Source organism: Corticimicrobacter sp. (assembly GCF_040137905.1).
Taxonomy (GTDB): Bacteria; Pseudomonadota; Gammaproteobacteria; order Burkholderiales; family Burkholderiaceae_B; genus Corticimicrobacter.
Window position 1 is genome coordinate 20,708 of sequence record NZ_JBEFDG010000075.1, and the last position, 15,372, is coordinate 36,079.

Sequence of the window (15,372 nt, forward strand, 5' to 3'; positions counted from 1 at the left end):
CTTTGTGAGGGAGTCACTATGATGAACTTTGAAATGCTGGACAACAATACGAAGGGTACCGTCATCAAGGTGGTCGGGGTCGGCGGTGCCGGTGGCAATGCGATCTCGCACATGATGCGTGGCGGCGTGGGCGGCGTGGACTTTGTCTGCGCCAATACCGATGCGCAGGCGCTGGTCGCCAGCGGTGCGCCGGTGCAGATCCGCCTGGGCCGTACCGGCCTGGGTGCCGGTGCCAAGCCCGAGCAGGGCCGCGCAGCTGCCGAAACGGCACGCGAGGAAATCCGCGCGGCGCTCAATGGCGCGCACATGGTGTTCATTACCGCTGGCATGGGTGGCGGTACGGGTACTGGTGCTGCACCTGTCGTGGCCGAAGTGGCCAAGGAGCTGGGCATCCTGACCGTGGGTGTGGTCACCAAGCCGTTCTGCTTCGAGGGCAGCAAGCGCATGCGCCTGGCCGAAGAGGGGATCAATGACCTGTCGCGTCATGTGCACTCGCTGATCGTGGTACTCAATGAGAAGCTGTACGACCTGATGGATGAAGACGCCACCCAGGAAGATTGCTTCAAGAGTGCCGATGACGTGCTGCACAATGCCTGCGCCGGGATTGCCGAGATCATCAATGTCGAAGGCAATGTGAACGTCGACTTCGAAGACGTGAAGACCATCATGGGCGAGCAGGGTCAGGCGATGATGGGCACTGCCGTGGCCAAGGGCCCGGAGCGTGCCAAGATTGCTGCCGAGCAGGCCATTGCGTGCCCGCTGCTGGAGGGTATCGACCTCAACGGTGCGCGTGGCGTGCTGGTCAATATCACGGCAAGCCGGTCGCTCAAGATGCGCGAAACCCGTGAGATCATGGATACCATCCGTGTGCATGCGTCCGAAGATGCCACCGTGATTTTCGGTACGGCCTACGACGAGAGCATGGGCGAAGACCTGCGCGTGACCGTGGTCGCGACAGGCCTGGGTCGTGCAGTATCGCGTCCGCAACTGGTTCATGATGCCGAAACGGCAGTGCGTACCGGTACCGACGATATGCCGGTGGCACAGCAGCAAGGCGGCGGCCTGGAAATCCCGACCGTGATCCGCATGCGCGAGCGTGGTCAGGCAACTGCCCAGGTACGCGCCATGGAAACGGCTGGCATGGACCATTTCGACATTCCGGCTTTCCTGCGCAAGCAGGCGGATTGAACTTAACGGTTCATATCCGTTCCAACTCTCTCACTCGCCATCGCGTTGCGTCCCCCAGGCGCGGCGTGATGGCCGGGTTGTCGCGTCACGGCAGTAACGGCGCTACAATCCGATTTTGCGTTTTTTACATTGCCCATGTTTCGACAGCGCACTATCCAGAATATCGTTCGCACGACAGGCGTTGGCCTGCACTCCGGTCTTCGGGTCGAACTGGTGCTGCGTCCGGCCGCGCCGGACACCGGCATTGTGTTCCATCGCGTGGATCTGCCCGAGGTGGTGGATCTCCCCGCGCAGGCGCACATGGTGCACGATACGCGTCTGGCTTCCGTGCTGCAGCAGGGCAATGTGCGTGTTTCCACGGTCGAACACCTGATGTCGGCCTTGGCAGGTCTGGGCATCGATAACATCCATATCGACCTGACTGCCGAAGAAGTGCCCATCATGGACGGCAGCGCCGGTACCTTCGTGTATCTGCTGCGTTCGGCCGGGCTGGTCGAGCAGTCGGCACCCAAGCGGTTCCTCAAGATTCTCAAGCCGGTCGAAGTGCGTGAAGGCGAAGGCCCCAAGGCCAAGTGGGCGCGCCTGGAGCCCTACGACGGCTATGCACTGAATTTTTCCATCGATTTCCGCCATCCGGCCATTGATTCGACAGCCAGCTTCGCCGAAATCGATTTCGCCCGGCATTCGTATGTGCGCGAAGTGGCGCGTGCGCGCACCTTCGGTTTCGTCAACGAAGTCGAGGCGCTGCGTTCGATGGGCCTGGCCCGTGGCGGCAGTCTCGACAACGCCATTGTCATGGACGAATACCGTGTGCTCAATGCCGACGGGCTGCGTTACGAAGACGAGTTCGTCAAGCACAAGATTCTCGACGCGATTGGTGATCTGTACCTGATCGGTCATCCGCTGGTGGCGCGCTATGTCGCCAGCAAGTCCGGCCACGGCCTCAACAACCAGTTGGCGCGTGCCGTGCTGGCGCGCCAGGATGCCTGGGAACTCGTGTCCTATACATCTGATGAGAACGTCCCGGTGACTTTCCAGCGGGACTGGAAGTTCGCCTGATCCTGCTCGGGTCAGGTATGCAGCAACCGGTGCCAGGCACCGGATCGTATCTGGGTGAAGGCCTTTCAGGTCTTGTTTCCGGTGCCGTGATGCGCCAGCAGACGGGCCACGGCATCGGCCAGTTCTCCCGGTTGCAGGTGGTCATGCAACTGCTGGAATGCATCCAGCGCCTGTGGCCCCAGGGGCGTGACCGATTTGGGGGGGCGAGATGCAGGATGCAGGACGGCCGTGAGGCCTGCCTGGACCTGTACGCGGATCTCGCCGACCTGCCATCCGCCTGCCTGCAGCTTCTGCGCAAGCGAAGGTGCCATCTGCCTGAGCTTGGCCGCATGTGCCGGGCCGGGTACGGCCAGGACCAGTTGCTGCGCGTCGACGCGAGCGATGCGGATATCGGTACCGAAGCCGGTGGGCAGCAGTTGTGCCAGCGCCTGCTCGAGCCGCAGGTGGTATTGCGCCATCGCCATGACATTGGCGGCGCGCTGGTCGTGGCCCAGCCAGCCGGTGACGGTATGGCCTGAGGAGCGGGCAGGAGATCGGCCGGGAACGCGACGGGTCATGGATACAGTCAATATGAACAGGATGCAGGACAGGCAGGAATGAAAATAGCAATGCGCATTAGCCGGTCGGGACGGGCCGGACGCTGGAAGCTGAGCGGCATGCCGCTGGTGCTGGTCATGGCGTTGGCCCTTCTGGCTTCGGCCGCAGCCGGTGCGCTGTTGCAGCGTCACTATGATAAGCCAGTTCAGGTCGGGACGGGCTTGCGCTTCCAGGCGACCGAGGATCTGGGGCGTGATGCTTCGTTCGTACGCGAGAATGTCAATTTGCTGGCTGCCCGGGTGGGCGTGCTGGAAGCCCAGTTGCTCAATATCGATGCCATGTCGCAACGCGTGGCCCGCATGGCCGATATTCCTTATGTCAAGGCGGATGACCTGACGGCTGCGCCGCTCAGCGAGGGCCAGATCATGGATGAGCCGCCAATGGACTGGGAGCATGCAGGGACAGGCGACGCCTTTGATGCGATCGATGGCATGTCGACCAGCAATAATGCGGACCGTTCTGCGCAGTCGCTGGGCCGGGAACTGGACAGCCTGGTGGAGCGTCTGGATGTGCACAAGGACCGCCTGGCGTTGTTCGAGGCTGCGATGGCCTACCGTGAGGCCGACCGGGTGCGTCTGCCTACGACCATGCCGGTCAAGAATTATCCCTATCTTTCTTCTTCCTATGGCTGGCGCCGCAATCCGGTGACGGGGCGTTATGCCATGCACGAAGGCCTGGATTTTTCCGCACCGCGTGAAACACCCATCGTGGCTGCGGCCAGCGGCATGGTGATCGAAGCCGAGTTCAGCAGTGGCTATGGCAATATGGTCGTCATCGATCATGGTCATGGTCTGATCACGCGCTATGCGCATGCCTCCAAGCTGCTGGTCAAGCCGGGTGACCTGATCGAGCGAGGCCAGGAAATCGCCAAGGTCGGCTCCACGGGCCGCTCTACCGGCCCGCACCTGCACTTCGAGGTGCGGATGGCAGGGCAGCCTCTCGATCCCAAGCTGTTCCTGGCTGCCGCCGACAGTCCCGTGAAAATGGCGGATGCCATCGGCATGGTGACGCAGGAGGCGGCTGCGGTGAATTGAGGATGTCGGTCAGTTGACCCATCACCCCGCTGCAGGCATCCCGACGGGCCTGCAACGAAGCCCTCCCCGGTTGCGGTACACTGGTGTGTTTTCTGCGATCATCCGCCAACTACATCGAAGCCAGCATGGTATCTCTGCTCAAAAAACTTATCGGCAGCCGCAATGACCGACTGCTCAAACAGTATCGCAAGCAGGTCGCGCAGATCAATGCGCTCGAAAGCACCGTCTCCGCTCTGAGCGACGAGGCCCTCAGCGCCAAGACGGCCGAGTTCCAGGCACGTCACCAGAAAGGTGAGTCGCTCGATGCGCTGTTGCCCGAGGCGTTCGCGGTCGTGCGTGAGTCCGGCAAGCGTGTGTTCGGCATGCGCCACTTCGACGTGCAGTTGATCGGCGGCATGGTGCTGCACCAGGGCAAGATCGCCGAAATGCGCACGGGCGAGGGCAAGACCCTGATGGCGACACTGCCGGCCTACCTGAATGCCATTTCGGGCAAGGGCGTGCACGTGGTCACCGTCAACGACTACCTGGCACGTCGCGATGCCGAGTGGATGGGGCGCCTGTATCGATTCCTGGGGCTGACGGTCGGCGTGGTGGTGCCGCAGCAGCCCAACGACGAGAAAAAGGCTGCCTACCAGGCCGACATCACCTACGGAACCAACAACGAATTCGGTTTCGACTACCTGCGCGACAACATGGAGTACCGTGCCGAGGATCGGCGCCAGCGTGTCCTGAATTTCGCCGTGGTGGATGAAGTCGATTCCATTCTGATCGACGAGGCGCGTACGCCGCTGATCATCTCCGGCCAGGCCGAAGACCATACCGAAATGTACATTCGCATGAATGTCGTTCCCGGTATGCTCACGCGCATGGCTGGCGAACCCAAACCGCATGAGCCGGAACCCGAGGGCGACTTCTGGGTGGATGAGAAGGCGCAGCAGATCCACCTGTCGGAAGCCGGTCACGAAAAGGCCGAGGCCACCCTGACCCAGCTCGGGCTGCTGCCCGAGGGCGAGTCGCTGTACGATCCGCGCTACATCACGCTGCTGCATCACCTGATGGCATCGCTGCGGGCGCACAACCTGTTCCACCGCGACCAGCACTATGTAGTGCAATCGGGTGAAGTGATCATCGTCGATGAGTTCACCGGTCGCCTGATGACCGGACGGCGCTGGTCCGACGGCCTGCATCAGGCGGTCGAGGCCAAGGAAGGCGTGAAGATCCAGAACGAGAACCAGACCCTGGCCTCGATCACCTTCCAGAACTACTTCCGCATGTATGCCAAGCTGGCCGGCATGACGGGTACGGCCGATACCGAAGCCTACGAGTTCCAGGAAATCTACGGTCTCGAAACGGTCATCATTCCGACCAACCGGCCGATGGTCCGTATCGACCAGAATGATCAGATCTTCAAGACCGACCAGGAAAAATACAACGCCATCCTGGCCGACATCCGTGACTGCCACGAACGTGGCCAGCCGGTGCTGGTCGGCACCACCAGCATCGAGAATTCCGAGTTGCTGGCGGACATGCTCAAGAAGGCCAAGCTGCCGCACGAAGTGCTCAACGCCAAGCAGCATGCCCGCGAAGCCATGATCGTGGCCGAGGCCGGCAAGCCGGGCCACATCACCATCGCCACCAACATGGCCGGTCGCGGTACCGATATCGTGCTGGGGGGCAGTATCGACAAGCAGGTCGACCTGATCATGGCCGACGAAACGCTGAGCGAAGCGGACAAGCAGGCACGCACTGCTCAGATCAAGGATGAGTGGAAGCCTGCCAACGAGCAGGTCAAGGCAGCGGGCGGTCTGCGCATTATCGGCACCGAGCGCCATGAGTCGCGTCGTATCGACAACCAGTTGCGTGGCCGTGCGGGGCGCCAGGGCGATCCGGGTTCGTCACGCTTTTATCTGTCGCTCGATGATTCCCTGATGCGTATCTTCGCCGGTGATCGCGTGCGCGCCATCATGGAGCGCCTGCGCCTGCCGGAAGGCGAGCCGATCGAGGCTGGCATGGTGACCCGTTCGATCGAATCGGCACAGCGCAAGGTCGAGGGCCGCAACTTCGATATCCGCAAGCAATTGCTTGAATACGATGATGTCGCCAATGACCAGCGCAAGGTGCTGTACGGACAGCGCAATGAAGTGCTGGAAGCGCAGTCCGCAGCCGACATGGTCGAGAATCTGCGCGATGCGACCTTCGAAGAGCTGGTCCGGCGTTATGTGCCGGCCGACTCGGTCGAAGAGCAATGGGATATCGAAAATCTCGAGAAGGCATTGCGCAACGAATGGCAGCTCGATCTGCCCCTGGCTGACATGCTGGCCAAGGAACCCAACCTGACCGACGACGATCTGCTCGAGCGTGTGCTGACCGCTGCGCGCGAGGCCTACCAGACCAAGGTCGAGCGTGTGGGTGTCGAAATGTGGGGGCAGTTCAAGCGCTCCATTCTGCTGCAGGCCATCGATGCGCAGTGGCGCGAACATCTGGCGTCGCTGGATCACTTGCGTCAGGGGATCCACCTGCGCGGCTATGCGCAGAAGAATCCCAAGCAGGAATACAAGCGCGAAGCCTTTGAGCTGTTCTCCAACATGCTGGACCGCATCCGCATGGATGTAGTGCGCGTGTTGATGACGGTTCGCATCCAGTCTGCCGAGCAGGTCGAACAGGCCGAGGCGCAGGCTGCCCAGCCTGCCGTACAAAACGTGCAGGAGCATCATTCTCTGGACTACGACGAGGCGCTGGGTGCCGAGGCTGGCCTGCCGCCTGGTGCCGAGCATGACTTGCAGGGTCTGCCCAAGGTGGGGCGCAACGAGCCTTGCCCTTGCGGCAGCGGCAAGAAGTTCAAGCACTGCCACGGACGGCTGGCCTGACAACGATAGCGACAAGATGACTTAATAAAAAAATAATAATGGCAACACTGTTTTCAGTGAATGATGAATGGGAGGCGAAAGCCTCCCATTTTTTATGCGTGCCACAAGGGATGAATAATTTTTGAAATCGACGCGACCGTATTTGCGGCCGGTCTGGCTTGGAGGCCTATGGGTTTTATTTCATTCCTGATGTTTTGCATGTTGATGTGTGTTGTTTTCATGTGGTGGTCTTTGGTCGCTAATCTTTATTCTTCTCATTGACTGCCTCCTTTGTGGCTATTGTTGTATCGCTATGTTCAATTTAAAAAATATAAAACTGGGCAAGCTGCTCGGTCTCGGTTTTGCCTCCCTTATTGTCTTGGCCCTGGCTCTGGCGCTGATCGGGCGTGTGCAGTTGGATCGCCTGAGCGAAGATATTGTGCTGTTGGAAACAGATCACCTTGCCAAGGTTGCCTTGGTGCAGAAAATGTCTTCGAACCTCGATGGCGCAGCGATTGCCATCCGGAATATGTTGCTGACGTCTGATGTCCAGAAAATGGAAGCGGAAAAGCGCTGGTTTGAAAATGCCAGCGCAGAAAACATTGACCTCCTGAAAAAAATGGAGGCGACGATGCTGTCGGAACGGGGCAAGGAGCTGTTTGGCAAACTGACCCAGACGCGAGTGGTCTATCTGGAGATATTTCGCAGGTTGCTGACGCACGCCTTGGCGCAGGAGTCCTATCAAGGGCGCAAGGTACTTGAGCAAGAGTTGCAACCGGCGCAGGCAGTATATTTTGGGGTGCTTGAGCAGATCGATCAATATCAGCGGCAGAGGGTGTCTGACCTGGTGAATCAGGTCGAGGCCCAGGCTGCGTTGGCGAGCAGGGTCATGCTGGCCCTGGCCCTGGCGGCCGCGTTGCTGGGGGCCGTGATTGCGTGGTGGATTACCCGCAGCATCAAGCGCCAGCTTGGTGGTGAGCCAGCCTATGCCGCTGAGATGGCACAGCAGGTCGCCAATGGCAACCTGGCGGTTCGGGTGCGGATCGAAGAGGGGGATGAGAGCAGCGTGCTGGCCGCGATGGAGTCCATGCGGGCCAACCTGTCCAGAATGGTCAATGATGTGCGGCGCAGCAGCGAGTCGATCGCGACCGGTGCCCGCCAGGTAGCGGCCGGCAGTGCCGATCTTAGCCAGCGTACGGAAGCGCAGGCGGCCAATCTCGAGCAGACTGCGGCCTCCATGGAGGAGATGAACTCAACCATTCGCCAGAATGCCGACACGGTGCATGCCGCTTCTGAACTGGCAAACCAGGCGAGTGCGACGGCAGCCCAGGGTGGCATGGTGGTGGGGAATGTGGTCGAGACCATGGGTGAGATATCCACCAGTTCGCGCAAGATCAGCGACATCATCAGCGTGATTGACTCGATTGCTTTCCAGACCAATATTCTTGCCTTGAATGCGGCGGTAGAAGCGGCCCGCGCAGGAGAGCAGGGACGTGGGTTTGCGGTGGTGGCGGCAGAGGTGAGGACGCTGGCGCAGAAGTCCGCGCAGGCTGCGCGTGAAATCAAGGCATTGATCGAGGACAGCGTGTCGCGCGTGGAAACCGGGTCTCGCCTGGTGAGCGAGGCTGGCGTGACGATTGACCAGATCGTGTCCCAGGCCGGTCGTGTGGCAGAATTGATCACGGAAATCGGTACCGCGACACACGAGCAGACGCAAGGCATTTCCCAGGTCAGCGATGCAGTGAATCAGCTGGACCAGGTCACGCAGCAAAATGCTGCCCTGGTCGAAGAGTCAACTGCGGCAGCCGGGAGCCTGCAGGATCAGGCGGCACAACTGGTACAACTGGTCAGTATCTTCAGGCTGGCAGAGGGCCAGGCTCCTGCCCAGGCGTTGGCTCCTCGACGTTCAGCGCCTGCAGCACGACCTGTTGTACCATCTCGTGCAGGTGCACCGGCCAAGACTGTAGTATCGGGGCACCCGCCCCGTGCCTCAGCCAAGCTTGCCCCGCCTGCTGCACCCAAGGCGGAAAGGGAGTCCAATTCAGCAAATCATGATGCGGATTGGGATACGTTCTGAGTCCGCATGGGTTTGTTCAATGATGTGAGCGGTGATCCGTTCACATCAGGCGTCTTCGGATAGGAGTGCCCATGCCTGTATCAGCCGACACCTTCCTGCACGATGAGCATGGGCAAGGCCTGTTGCACATGAAGCCGGCGACGTGGCGATGGAGCCGTGCCGTACGCGCCGCATGCTCCATCGGCTTGCCATTCGCTGTCGGGCTTGCGCTGGATGACATCATGACGGGCATGTGGATCGCCATGGGATGCCTGATGATGGCAACCGGAGAGCGTTACGGCCCCTATCGCGAGGTTTGCCTGACGATTGCGGTCTCCGCACCGATCGGTGCGCTCGGTTACCTGGCAGGCTACCTGGGGCTGCTTCCCTGGGGGCTGGTGGTACTGTGCATGGCGCTGATCGGATTGGGTGCCGGTCTATTGAACAGCCGAGGGCGCATGCTGTCGATCGGCACCTTGCAAACCCTGCTGGTGGCATCGATTGCGCTGGGCGTCCCGGCCATTGCGCCTTTCTGGGAGCCTGCATTGCTGTACCTGGTCGGAGCGGCCTTTTACGCGCTGTTGCTGGGCGCAGAGATCCTGGTGCGTGGCTGGCATGCCCAGGATGGGCCAGAGACTGCTGCTGCGCCTGTGGCCGCCTCGACGACATCCCGGCCTGCGGCATGTGTCGGCACGGCAGTACAACAGGCGATGGCACTGGCGCTTTGCCTGGGCGTGGCCTACAGCGCGCGCTGGCTGGACAGCTCACTTCACTGGTTCTGGATTCCTCTGACCGTCGGCCTGGTGATGAAGCCTGATTTCGGTTCCATCCATGATCGGGCCTTGCAGCGCATCATCGGTACGGTCGTGGGGGTAGCCATCGGTGCCCTGATCCTGGCAGCGGTACCCAAGGGCTATCTGTTTGTGCTGATCATGGGATTGCTGGCTGGTGTTTTGCCCTGGGCCATGCAGCGTTCGTACATCCTGCAGGCGGTTTTTCTGACGCCGCTGATCCTGATGCTGGTCGATGTGATCGTGCCCGGTACGGGCAGTGTGGATGACGCGCTGCAGCGCCTGCTCGATACCGTGATCGGCGGCGCTATCGTCATCCTGCTGGGCTGTCTGCCCTGGCGGTATGTCAGCCGGGCGTTCAGGGCCCGGCCTTGATCTGCGGCTGCCGCCTCAGAGCAGGAACAGCGTCGCCAGTCCCAGGAAGATGAAAAAACCCAGCGAGTCGGTGGCGAATGTCAGCAGTACCGACGAACCCATGGCAGGGTCCTTGCCGAAGCGGGCGCGCAGCATGGGCACCAGTACGCCGATGGTGGTGCCCACCAGCATGTTGCAGACCATGGCCGCCATCATGACCAGCGCGACCGGGATCGACCGGGAGATCAGCCAGGCGAACAGGGCGGCACCAACACTGCCGCACAGGCCCACCAGCACGGTGATGGTCATTTCACGCTTGACCAGTTGCCAGACGTTGTGACCGGTGATGCGGCCCATGGCCAGGGCGCGGATGATCATGGTCATGGTCTGGTTGCCGGAGTTGCCGCCGATGCCGGCAACGATCGACATCAGGAATGCCAGCACCACGATGTGGCTGACCGTATCTTCGAATTGCGAGGCCACGAATGCTGCCGTGGCTGCCGTACAGAGGTTGAGGAACAGCCAGGGCGCACGGTTGCGCAGCGCCATGCCGACCGGGGCGAAGATGTCCTCTTCCTGCATACCGGCGCGTGACAGCGCCTGCTCTTCGGAGTCTTCACGGATCACGTCCACCACCTCGGAGATGGTGACGCGGCCGACCAGGCGACCCTGTTCATCGACCACGGGTGCCGAAACCAGATCGTAGCGTTCGAATGCGCGTGCCGCATCGGCATCGGAGTCGAGCGGACTGAGTGACAGGTAATCGGGGCTCAGTACGTCCTGGACCTTGGATTTGAGATCGCCCACCAGCAGGCTTGACAGCGATAGCGTGCCCTGCAGGCGGCCCTGGCGATCCACCACGAAGATCTGGTCGGTATGGTCGGGCAGTTCGCGCATGCGGCGCAGATAGCGCAGCACGGCCTTGAGGGTAGTGCCCTCCCGGACCCGGACCATGTCGAAATCCATGATGGCACCGACGCTGTCCTCGGGGTAGCCCATGGCCTCGATCAACTGGGCGCGCTCGTCTTCGGTCAGGCCCTTCTGGACCTCGGCCACCACATCGGGCGGCAGGTCGGGCGCGAGGTCGGCCAGTTCGTCGGCATCAAGGGTTTCGGTCGCGGCCACCAGGTCCTGGCGGTCCATGGCCTCGATCAGCGATTCGCGAACCCAGTCATCGACCTCGAGCAACACGTCGGCATCGTGCTCGGTGCCGACCAGTTGCCAGACGGCCTGGCGCTCGGTCTTGGGCAGGGATTCGAGGATGAAGGCGATGTCGGCAGGATGGAGGTCATCCAGCAGTGCCTTGATTTCGCTTTCGTGCTGGCGCTGGACCACGGACTCGACCAGGCCGGCGCGTTCGTCTCCCGCCTCTTGTCGATGAACCAGATCAGAAACCAGTTGCTGGCGGTGCAGCACATCCTGGATGCGCGTCAGCGCCTCCTGGGCATCCTCAGGGTCGAGGCGGCGCAGCGGGCGGGCGATGATTTCTTCCTGCGTCATGGGGCAGTCGACTCCAGCGGTGGCAGGGGGCGGCGCTGGCGGCTGTCATCGGTGGCGACATAGGTCAGCGTGGCTTCCGTGACCTTGACGATGCTGCCGTCCTGGCGTTGTGCATAGACTTCGACCTCGACCGTGATCGAGGTGGTGCCGGTACGGATGACGTCGGCATAGAAACTGAGCAGGTCACCGACGAATACCGGCTGGCGGAACTGAATGGCGTTGACCGCCACGGTGGCCACCCGTCCGCGTGCACGGCGGTAGGCGGGGATGGCTCCGGCGATGTCGAGTTGGGCCATGATCCAGCCACCAAATACGTCGCCATGGAAATTGGCGTCGGTCGGCATGGGCATCATGCGCAACACGGGGTCACGGTCGGCAGGCAGGTCAGTTCGGGATTCGCTGGCAGCAGTCATGGCCGACTCCGGGATCGAGGGCGGGCAGGCCCATTGCCCGGGCCTGTTCCTGTATTGGGCAGCCCATCATTTTACCCGAGCCGATAGGTCAATTCCATGAAAGAAAATGCGCTCCCTGAGGAGCGCATTGTGCTGGCCTGGCCTCTGTGTCCGGCCTGGGGATTGCCGGCCTGCTGCAGCAGGCTGGTGGACACCTGCTAGGGCTGGTCCCCCCGATGGCGGATGGTCAGCGGCCCAGCGCCTGATAGACGGCGTCGATGGTTTCCTGGCCAATGCGGGAGGCCATTTCCTGGTGGACGGGTTCCAGTGTTTCGATCCATTGCTGGCGTTCGGCGTCTGTCATTTCGTGGAAGGTGGTCTTGCGGGTGGCCTGCATGGCCAGCAGTGCGGCATCGTTTTCCTGCTGGGCAATGTCGTTGGCGTAGAGGGTGGCTTCGTTCATGGCCTTTTCCAGGTTGGCGCGCACGTCGGCCGGCAGTTCGTCCCAGAACTTCTTGTTGACGATCACCGCATAGCCGATATACCCGTGGTCGGAGAGGGTGGCATGCTTTTGCACATCGTAGACCTGCTGGGTATACATGTTCGACGGTGTATTTTCCGAACCGTCGACCACGCCGGTCTGCATGGCCTGGTAGACCTCGGAGAACGCCATCATCTGAGGCACGGCATCGAGCGCCCGCATCTGGGATTCCAGCACCTTGGAGGACTGGATGCGCATCTTCAGGCCGAAGAAGTCATCCGGCGTCTGCATGGGGCGGTTGGCGCTCATGATCTTGAAGCCGTTGTCCCAGTAGGCCAGGCCGGTGATGCCCTTGGGCTGGAGCTTGTCCAGCAGGTTCTTGCCGACTGCGCCGTCGGTGACCTTGCGCAGGTCTTCCTTGCTGCGGAAGATGTAGGGCAGGTCGAACACCTCGAATTCGCGCACGCCCAGCGGGCCGAACTTGGACAACGACGGGGCCAGCATCTGGACGGCACCCAGTTGCAGGGCCTCGAGTTCTTCCTTGTCCTTGTAGAGCTGCGAGTTGGGATAGACCTCGACCTTGACCTTGCCGTCGGTGTATTGCTCGGCCAGTTGCTTGAAGCGGTCGGCACCCTTGCCCTTGGGCGTGTCGGGGGCGACGACGTGGCTGAACTTGATGATGATGGGGGCGTCCTGCGCCTGGGCGAACGGGCTGGCGCAGAACAGCGCTGCGGCCAGGCTTGCGGTAATCAAGCGTTTCATGTGTGTCTCCAATATGTTTTTGCATCCAGGGTGTTGACCCTGCGTGCCTGCCTGTGGCGGCATTGAGGACAGCGTAAAGGAGCGGTCAGGGCTTTCCTATTGTGGATGTCACGAATCGGGTATTCCCGGCTGAAGAGATTCAAAAGACTGACTTCGCCAAAACTGAATGGCCTGCCGGCATTTTCTGATCAAGGCATTCAGTTGGTTGCACAATGAAAATGCGCCCCGCAGAGGGGGCGCATCGTATCGCAATTCGCAGACCCGGCCTGCCGTTGCAACGGCGGGGCCGGGTGTGCGCGCGATTACAGCCAGCCGGTCAGGCGTGGCAGCCAGAGCGTGATTTCGGGGATGAACGTGATCATCATCAGGAAGATCAGCCCCGTGATCAGCCATGGGAAGGTTGCCTTGGTGACATCTGTCAGCCCCAGCTTGGAGATGCTGGATGCCACGTACAGGTTCAACCCTACGGGTGGTGTCGCCAGGCCGATTTCCATGTTTACCACCAGCATGATGCCGAAGTGCACCGGGTCGATGCCCAGCTTCATGGCGACGGGGAACAGGATAGGGGCCATGATCAGGATCAGGCCGGACGGCTCCATCACCATGCCGATGATCAGCAGCAGCACGTTGACGAACAGCAGGAAGGCCACCACACCCAGGCCCTGGTCGACGATCCAGGCGGCAATGCCCTGCGGGATCTGCTCGGAGGTCAGGATGAAGGCGAACATCACGGCGTTGGTGATGATGTACAGCAGCATCGCGCTCATGGCTGCCGAGTCGAGCACGATCTTCTTGACGTCGCGCAGCTTGATGTCCCGGTACACGAACACGGCGATGATGAAGGCGTACACGGCGCTCATGGCGGCCGCTTCGGTCGGCGTGAACACACCGCTGTAGATCCCGCCCATCACGATGATGACCAGCATCAGGCCCCAGACCGACTCCCGGAATGCCGTCCAGCGCTCGCCCCAGCTGGCCTTGGGCTGGCGGGGGTAGTTGTGCTTCCAGGCGCGGTACATGGTGGTCACGCCCAGCATGAAGGCCAGGATCAGGCCCGGTACCACGCCGGCAATGAACAACTGACCGATGGAGGCCGAGGCGATGCGCTCGCCATCCGGGCCTTCGACCATCATGCCGCTGGTGGCGACGGCGTACATCACCATCACGATCGACGGCGGCAACAGGATACCCAGGCCGCCCGAGGTGGCCACGATGCCGGTACCGAACTTGGCGGGGAAGCCCTGCTTGACCATGGCCGGCATGATGATGGAACCGATGGCCGCCACGGTGGCCGGCGAGGAGCCGGAGATCGAGGCGAACAGTGCGCAGGCCAGCACGGCGGCCAGGCCCAGGCCGCCGGGCAGGTGGCCGACCATCGAGGTGGCAAACCGGATCATCCGCTTGGCCACCCCCCCGTGGGTGAGGAAGCTGCCCGCCAGGATGAAGAACGGGATGGCCATGATTTCGAATTTCTCGATCCCGGTGAACAGCTTGAGCGCGATGCTGTCCATGGGCACATTGGTCATGGTGAAGAGGAAGGTCATCACCGTGAGACCCAGCGCGATCGAGACCGGCATGCCGGTCAGCAGCAGCACCAGCAGCAACAGGAAAATGATCAGGGTATTCATGCTTTTGCCGCCTCCGGTTTGAGCAGTTCTTCTTCAAGCTCTTCCTGCATGCCGTGACCATGGTGTGGCAGGCCGCCGGTGCGCAGGTAGGTGACCAGGGTCTGCAGGAAGCGGAAGCACATCAGCGCCGAGCCTGCGGGCACGGCCAGATAGACGATCCACATCTCGATTTCGAGGTCGGGCGAGACGGTGCCGGTCTTGGCGATGTCCCAGGTGAAGCTGCCGCCGATCCAGGCGACGATGGCGGTGAACAGGACGCCGGCCAGAATGGAGATGACGACCAGGGTCTTGCGCAGGGGCGGCGAGACCATGTTGACCAGGACGTCAACGCCGACGTGGATGCCCAGGCGTACGCCGTAGGCAGCACCGAACTTGGCCATCCAGACGAACAGGTAGATACAGAGTTCCTGGGCCCAGAGCAGGTTGATGCCGCTCAGGCTGCGATAGGCCGAGCGAGCCTGCTGTTGCAGCCAGGGGTAGTCATTCTGGCGGCTCCAGCCGATCAGGTCGGCAATCAGGCCGATCGAGTAGCGCTGGCAGACGGCGATGAAGATGATGACCACGGCCGAGATCATCAGCAGCGAGATCAGGTTCTCTTCGAAGCGATCGAGAATTTTTGAAAACATGGGAGACTCCGGGAGTCAGCCGCAGGACTGCCATGAATGGCAGTCCTGCGTTGCGACG

General features: G+C 61.4%; 12 protein-coding genes. 6 read left to right on the top strand and 6 right to left on the bottom strand.

Translation table 11 applies throughout. The features are described from left to right. Positions 1-18: 18 nt before the first annotated feature. The gene (gene ftsZ / locus ABN482_RS13100; RefSeq protein WP_349504411.1) at positions 19-1,188 is read left to right on the top strand and encodes a cell division protein FtsZ; all 1,170 of its coding nucleotides are present in this window, start codon (positions 19-21) and stop codon (positions 1,186-1,188) included. A gap of 135 nt (positions 1,189-1,323) precedes the next feature. After that, positions 1,324-2,247: a UDP-3-O-acyl-N-acetylglucosamine deacetylase gene (gene lpxC / locus ABN482_RS13105; protein WP_109061989.1), complete on the top strand. Its 924-nt coding sequence runs from the start codon at positions 1,324-1,326 to the stop codon at positions 2,245-2,247. Between the two features lie 65 nt (positions 2,248-2,312). Here lpxC and ABN482_RS13110 read toward each other — a convergent pair whose 3' ends face one another. Further along, positions 2,313-2,804, bottom strand: coding sequence for a DciA family protein (locus tag ABN482_RS13110; RefSeq protein ID WP_349504412.1), 492 nt, complete (start codon positions 2,802-2,804; stop codon positions 2,313-2,315). A 51-nt stretch (positions 2,805-2,855) separates the two neighbouring features. Here ABN482_RS13110 and ABN482_RS13115 point away from each other — a divergent pair, with 51 nt between their 5' ends. The 4 genes from ABN482_RS13115 (at position 2,856) to ABN482_RS13130 (ending at position 9,946) form a co-directional block, all read left to right on the top strand. Then, positions 2,856-3,878 carry a M23 family metallopeptidase gene (locus ABN482_RS13115; protein WP_349504413.1) on the top strand — a complete coding sequence of 341 codons (1,023 nt, stop codon included), beginning with the start codon at positions 2,856-2,858 and terminating at the stop codon, positions 3,876-3,878. Between the two features lie 125 nt (positions 3,879-4,003). Beyond that, complete coding sequence (secA, locus tag ABN482_RS13120; RefSeq protein WP_349504414.1) at positions 4,004-6,745, top strand: preprotein translocase subunit SecA; 2,742 nt, start codon at positions 4,004-4,006, stop codon at positions 6,743-6,745. Positions 6,746-7,037: 292 nt separating this feature from the next. Continuing rightward, positions 7,038-8,801 carry a methyl-accepting chemotaxis protein gene (locus ABN482_RS13125; protein ID WP_349504415.1) on the top strand — a complete coding sequence of 588 codons (1,764 nt, stop codon included), beginning with the start codon at positions 7,038-7,040 and terminating at the stop codon, positions 8,799-8,801. Positions 8,802-8,872: 71 nt separating this feature from the next. Further along, on the top strand, positions 8,873-9,946 hold the full coding sequence (locus ABN482_RS13130) for an FUSC family protein (protein WP_349504416.1): 1,074 nt from the start codon (positions 8,873-8,875) through the stop codon (positions 9,944-9,946). 15 nt (positions 9,947-9,961) lie between these two features. Here the strand turns inward: ABN482_RS13130 and mgtE are convergent, their stop codons facing one another. The 5 genes from mgtE to ABN482_RS13155 all read right to left on the bottom strand — a co-directional run bounded on the left by mgtE (position 9,962) and on the right by ABN482_RS13155 (position 15,314). Further along, positions 9,962-11,425 (bottom strand): magnesium transporter, encoded by a 1,464-nt coding sequence (mgtE, locus tag ABN482_RS13135; RefSeq protein ID WP_349504417.1) that lies wholly within the window; start codon positions 11,423-11,425, stop codon positions 9,962-9,964. Further along, positions 11,422-11,838 carry an acyl-CoA thioesterase gene (locus tag ABN482_RS13140; RefSeq protein WP_349504418.1) on the bottom strand — a complete coding sequence of 139 codons (417 nt, stop codon included), beginning with the start codon at positions 11,836-11,838 and terminating at the stop codon, positions 11,422-11,424. Before ABN482_RS13140 ends, mgtE begins: the two co-directional genes overlap by 4 nt. Positions 11,839-12,064: 226 nt before the next feature. Then, complete coding sequence (locus tag ABN482_RS13145; RefSeq protein ID WP_349504419.1) at positions 12,065-13,060, bottom strand: TRAP transporter substrate-binding protein; 996 nt, start codon at positions 13,058-13,060, stop codon at positions 12,065-12,067. A 302-nt stretch (positions 13,061-13,362) separates the two neighbouring features. Continuing rightward, entirely contained in the window at positions 13,363-14,688 is a 1,326-nt protein-coding gene (locus ABN482_RS13150) for a TRAP transporter large permease (protein ID WP_349504420.1), read from the bottom strand. After that, complete coding sequence (locus ABN482_RS13155; RefSeq protein ID WP_143857385.1) at positions 14,685-15,314, bottom strand: TRAP transporter small permease; 630 nt, start codon at positions 15,312-15,314, stop codon at positions 14,685-14,687. The genes ABN482_RS13150 and ABN482_RS13155 overlap by 4 nt, the downstream gene beginning before the upstream one ends. Positions 15,315-15,372 lie beyond the last annotated feature (58 nt).